Genomic DNA, 3,646 nt, shown 5'->3' on the forward strand with positions numbered 1-3,646 from the left:
GGGGCGCGGGCGACGTCGGCGCCGGCTGAAGCAGATTGCGCCCCAGCGCCACGCCCTGGCCCGGCACGTCGTAGCTGATCGGCGTGGGGCAGTTGTTCCGGTCGCGCAGATCGAACAGCAGATACCGCCGCGCCTGCCCTGCATCGCGCGAGCGGTCCAGGAGCGCGCCCGGCCCATCCGTCACGGGCCTCGATCCCGCCTCCTTCAGCATGGGATCGCAGGCGACCGCCGTCAGGTTCAGGACCGGCGCCGGCCGAACCATCGCCGGATCGACCACAGGCGCGGAATGGGCGATGGCCGCGCCATCGACGACGATCCGCATCAACAAGGGCAGCATCGCAAACCTCCAGCCTGAACCGGCAGGCTACACTCGCAACCGCCGATTGCCTAGATCGCCTTGATCGCCCCGCCGTCCAACCGGATCAGCGAGCCGGTGATATAGGCCGCCAGCGGGCTGGCCAGGAAGGCGGCGGTCGCGCCGAACTCCTCGGGCGCGCCGACGCGGCCGACGGGGATGGATTTGACGGACTCCGCGCGCGCCTGCTGGGGCGTCACGCCCGTTCGGTCGGCCGCCGCCTGGTCCAGCCGGGCGATGCGCGGCGTGTCGATCCGACCCGGCAACAGGGTATTGACGGTCACGCCGTCCGGCCCGACCTCGCCCGCCAGGGTCTTGGCCCAGGCGGCGACCGAGGCCCTCAGCGTATTGGACACCCCCAGCGCGGACGACGGCTCGACCACGGTGATGGAGGCGACGTTCAGGATGCGACCCCAACTCGCCGCCCGCATGGCCGGCAGCACCCGATCCGTCAGGCGAAAGATCGACAGCACCATGGATTCGAAATGGTCGCGCCAGAGGGCCGGCTCCAGCCCCGAGACGCCGGATGGCGGCGGCCCGCCAGTGTTGTTCAGCAGTATCTCGACCGAGCCGCCCAACTGCGCCTCGGCCTGGTCGACGGCCTGCAACAGGCCCGCGTGATCGGCCAGGTCCGCCGTGACGAAGCCCGCCCGCCCCGGCCCCATGGCGTTCATCGCCCCGGCCGCCTCGGCCAAGGCCGCGCCGTCGCGCGACAGCAGCACGACATGGACCCCCTCGGCCACCAGGGCCGTCGCCACCGCCCGCCCCAGGCCCGACGAGCCGCCGCAGATCAGGGCGCGCTTTCCTTGAAGTTTCAGGTCCATGATCGTCTCCACGCTGCGGTTCGCGCACGCGATATCGGACGCGCCGCCCGGCGATGCAAACGCGGCGTTAACCGATGCGGCGCAACCCTTATTCTCACGCGGCTCGGAAGGCCGCCGGGACAGGCCGGGGAGGGCTCAAGCCCATGTCGACCAAGATGACGTCCAGCATCCGCCGCCACAGCGACCATTTCGAGCCGCAGGACACGGATCCGCAGGAACAGCGGCGCCTGCGCGGCCAGTTGGAACAGATCGACCACGCCGCCTACATCGCCAACAGGGAGGTGATCGGCCAGGCCCTGACCGGCGTCGACGCCGCGTCCCTGCAGAAGCTGGCGGTCATGACCGCCACGGCCCGCGCCAAATGGGTGGCGGAATCCCTGCGCCTGGCCCACTCCGGCTCGGCCGTCACCCCCGACCAGATCGCCCGTCTGACCTGGACCCGCACCGCCTACGACGAGCTCGCCGAAGCCTATGAAGCGCTGCGCCGCATCATCGAACGGGGCTATGTCGCCCTGCGCTGAAACGATGTCGGGAACCCGCAGCGACGATCGCCGTTTGGGGCGCCATGACGTTTCGACGAACCCTTCTTCCTTTGCTTCTCGTCGGCGGCGCCGTGACCCTGGGGGCCTGCGCCACCCTGCAACGCGGGCCGGTCGGCAACATGGCGGTCCCGCAACCGGCCAAGCCCGTCGATCTCGAGCGGTACGCCGGGCTCTGGTATGAGGTCGGGCGCTACGAAAACGGCTTCGAACGCGGCTGCGAAGGCGTCACCGCCCAGTACGCCGTACGTGACGACGGACGGGTCGGCGTGCTGAACACCTGTCGACAGGGCGGCGTTTCCGGCCCGCAGAAGACGTCCGAAGGCAAGGCCAAGATCGTTCCGGGCAGCCAGAACGCCAAGCTGAAGGTCTCCTTCTTCGGCCCCTTCTACGTCGGCGATTACTGGGTTCTGGATCACGCAGACGACTATTCCTGGTCCATCGTCGGCGAACCCTCCGGTCGTTATCTGTGGCTGCTCAGCCGCTCTGCCCGTCCATCCGACGCGACGCGCGACGTCATCATGAACCGCACACGCGCGTTGGGATATGATCTGGACCTGGTCAGACCAACCCAGCATTGACGCCGCACGGACTGCTGAACCCTCCTCCACAATCCCTCCGACCTTGAGGACTTCCCATGCGCATTTCCGCCCTCGCAGCCCTGGCTGCCGCACCCGCCCTGTTCCTGTCCCCCGGCGCCGCCTCGGCCGAAACCATCTCGACCCATATTCTGGACCTGGCGCGCGGCGTCGGCGGCCGCGATGTGCCGGTCACTCTGGCGATCAAGGACGATAACGGCGGCTGGCGGCAACTGGCCGCCGCCCGCACGGACGAGAACGGCCGCGTGCGCTCATTCGGCGATCAGATCGCCACCCGCGCCGCCACCTACAAGCTGACGTTCGACATGTCCCACTACGGCGAGGCCGGCGCCCAGCCCTTCTTCCCCGAAATCGACGTCGTGTTCCAGGTCCGCGACCCCAGCGTCCACTACCACGTACCGGTCGTCGTCAGCCCCTACGGGTACAGCACCTATCGCGGCAACTGATCCGCCGCGCCGACATCATCAGGATCAGAATAAAAGCCTGGTGGAGCCGAGGGGAGTCGAACCCCTGACCTCGTCATTGCGAACGACGCGCTCTACCAACTGAGCTACGGCCCCGTTCCGGCGCTGGATCGGGTTTCACAGGCGAGGCGGACATAGAAGGCGCGCGGGCGTGGTGTCAACGGGCTTGTGCGCGCAATCGGCGCAGGCGCGACGCGGCCGTTGTCGGGCGAGGGGCGAACCGCTAGAAGCGCCGTTCGGCTATAGAGGCAGGGTTCATGGGCTACGCGATCGTCTGGTTGATCAACACCATCATCAGTCTGATGATCTGGTTCATCATCGCCCAGGCCATACTGAGCTGGCTGGTGGCGTTCGACGTCGTCAACTATCGCAACCGCTTCGTCTATTCGGTGGGGACCTTCCTGGACCGGGTAACCGCGCCGCTGCTGGAGCCCTTCCGCCGCATCATTCCGAACCTGGGCGGCATCGACATCTCGCCCATCGTGGTGATCCTGCTGCTGCAATTCATCGGCGTGCTGTTCAACCGTACGGCGGCGCCGGCCCTGATCCAGCTGTTGGGCTGAGGCGACACGGGCGGCGGGAATCTGGCCTGCAGGCGTCAATCCGCTCTTGCGCCGCGCGCCGTCCTTCCTAAAGGTGCCCGCCCGACCACTTTCGACCACGGTTCATGAGCACGATTTCCACAGTCGCCATTCTGGGCGCCGGACAGATGGGCGCAGGCATCGCCCAGGCCGTCGCGCTGGGAGGCTATTCGGTGCGGCTGTACGACGTCGCCGCCGGCCGTCTGCCGATGGCCCAGGGCGAGATCGCCGCCAGCTTGGCCCGGCAGGCCGGGCGCGGCCTGGTGGATCAGGCGGCCGCCGAC

7 protein-coding genes and 1 tRNA gene are annotated in these 3,646 nt (G+C 68.3%); 5 read left to right on the forward strand and 3 right to left on the reverse strand.

The window, feature by feature from the left end:
* Both RTU05_RS17380 and RTU05_RS17385 read right to left on the reverse strand, forming a co-directional pair.
* Window positions 1–337 (reverse strand): hypothetical protein (locus tag RTU05_RS17380; RefSeq protein WP_312599563.1); only part of this gene is annotated, 337 nt, incomplete at its 3' end.
* 50 nt (window positions 338–387) lie between these two features.
* On the reverse strand, window positions 388–1,179 hold the full coding sequence (locus tag RTU05_RS17385; protein WP_312599564.1) for an SDR family oxidoreductase: 792 nt from the start codon (window positions 1,177–1,179) through the stop codon (window positions 388–390).
* 143 nt (window positions 1,180–1,322) lie between these two features.
* On the opposite strand from RTU05_RS17385, the gene RTU05_RS17390 reads away from it, so the two are divergent.
* The 3 genes from RTU05_RS17390 to uraH are packed head-to-tail and all read left to right on the forward strand — an operon-like array spanning window position 1,323 to window position 2,763.
* Window positions 1,323–1,700, forward strand: a complete 378-nt coding sequence (locus RTU05_RS17390; RefSeq protein ID WP_312599565.1) for a hypothetical protein — start codon at window positions 1,323–1,325, stop codon at window positions 1,698–1,700.
* A 44-nt stretch (window positions 1,701–1,744) separates the two neighbouring features.
* Complete coding sequence (locus RTU05_RS17395; protein WP_312599566.1) at window positions 1,745–2,299, forward strand: lipocalin family protein; 555 nt, start codon at window positions 1,745–1,747, stop codon at window positions 2,297–2,299.
* Window positions 2,300–2,355: 56 nt separating this feature from the next.
* A complete protein-coding gene (gene uraH, locus RTU05_RS17400; RefSeq protein WP_312599567.1) occupies window positions 2,356–2,763 on the forward strand; it encodes a hydroxyisourate hydrolase in 408 nt (135 codons plus the stop codon).
* A gap of 38 nt (window positions 2,764–2,801) precedes the next feature.
* Here the strand turns inward: uraH and RTU05_RS17405 are convergent.
* A tRNA-Ala gene (locus RTU05_RS17405) sits at window positions 2,802–2,877 on the reverse strand.
* 161 nt (window positions 2,878–3,038) lie between these two features.
* On the opposite strand from RTU05_RS17405, the gene RTU05_RS17410 reads away from it, so the two are divergent.
* Together RTU05_RS17410 and RTU05_RS17415 are read left to right on the forward strand one after the other, a co-directional pair.
* Window positions 3,039–3,344, forward strand: coding sequence for a YggT family protein (locus RTU05_RS17410; protein ID WP_248120786.1), 306 nt, complete (start codon window positions 3,039–3,041; stop codon window positions 3,342–3,344).
* 104 nt (window positions 3,345–3,448) lie between these two features.
* A partial coding sequence (locus RTU05_RS17415; RefSeq protein ID WP_312599568.1) for a 3-hydroxyacyl-CoA dehydrogenase NAD-binding domain-containing protein occupies window positions 3,449–3,646 on the forward strand: 198 nt, incomplete at its 3' end.

The organism is Brevundimonas sp. (assembly GCF_032017145.1).
Taxonomy (GTDB): domain Bacteria; phylum Pseudomonadota; class Alphaproteobacteria; order Caulobacterales; family Caulobacteraceae; genus Brevundimonas.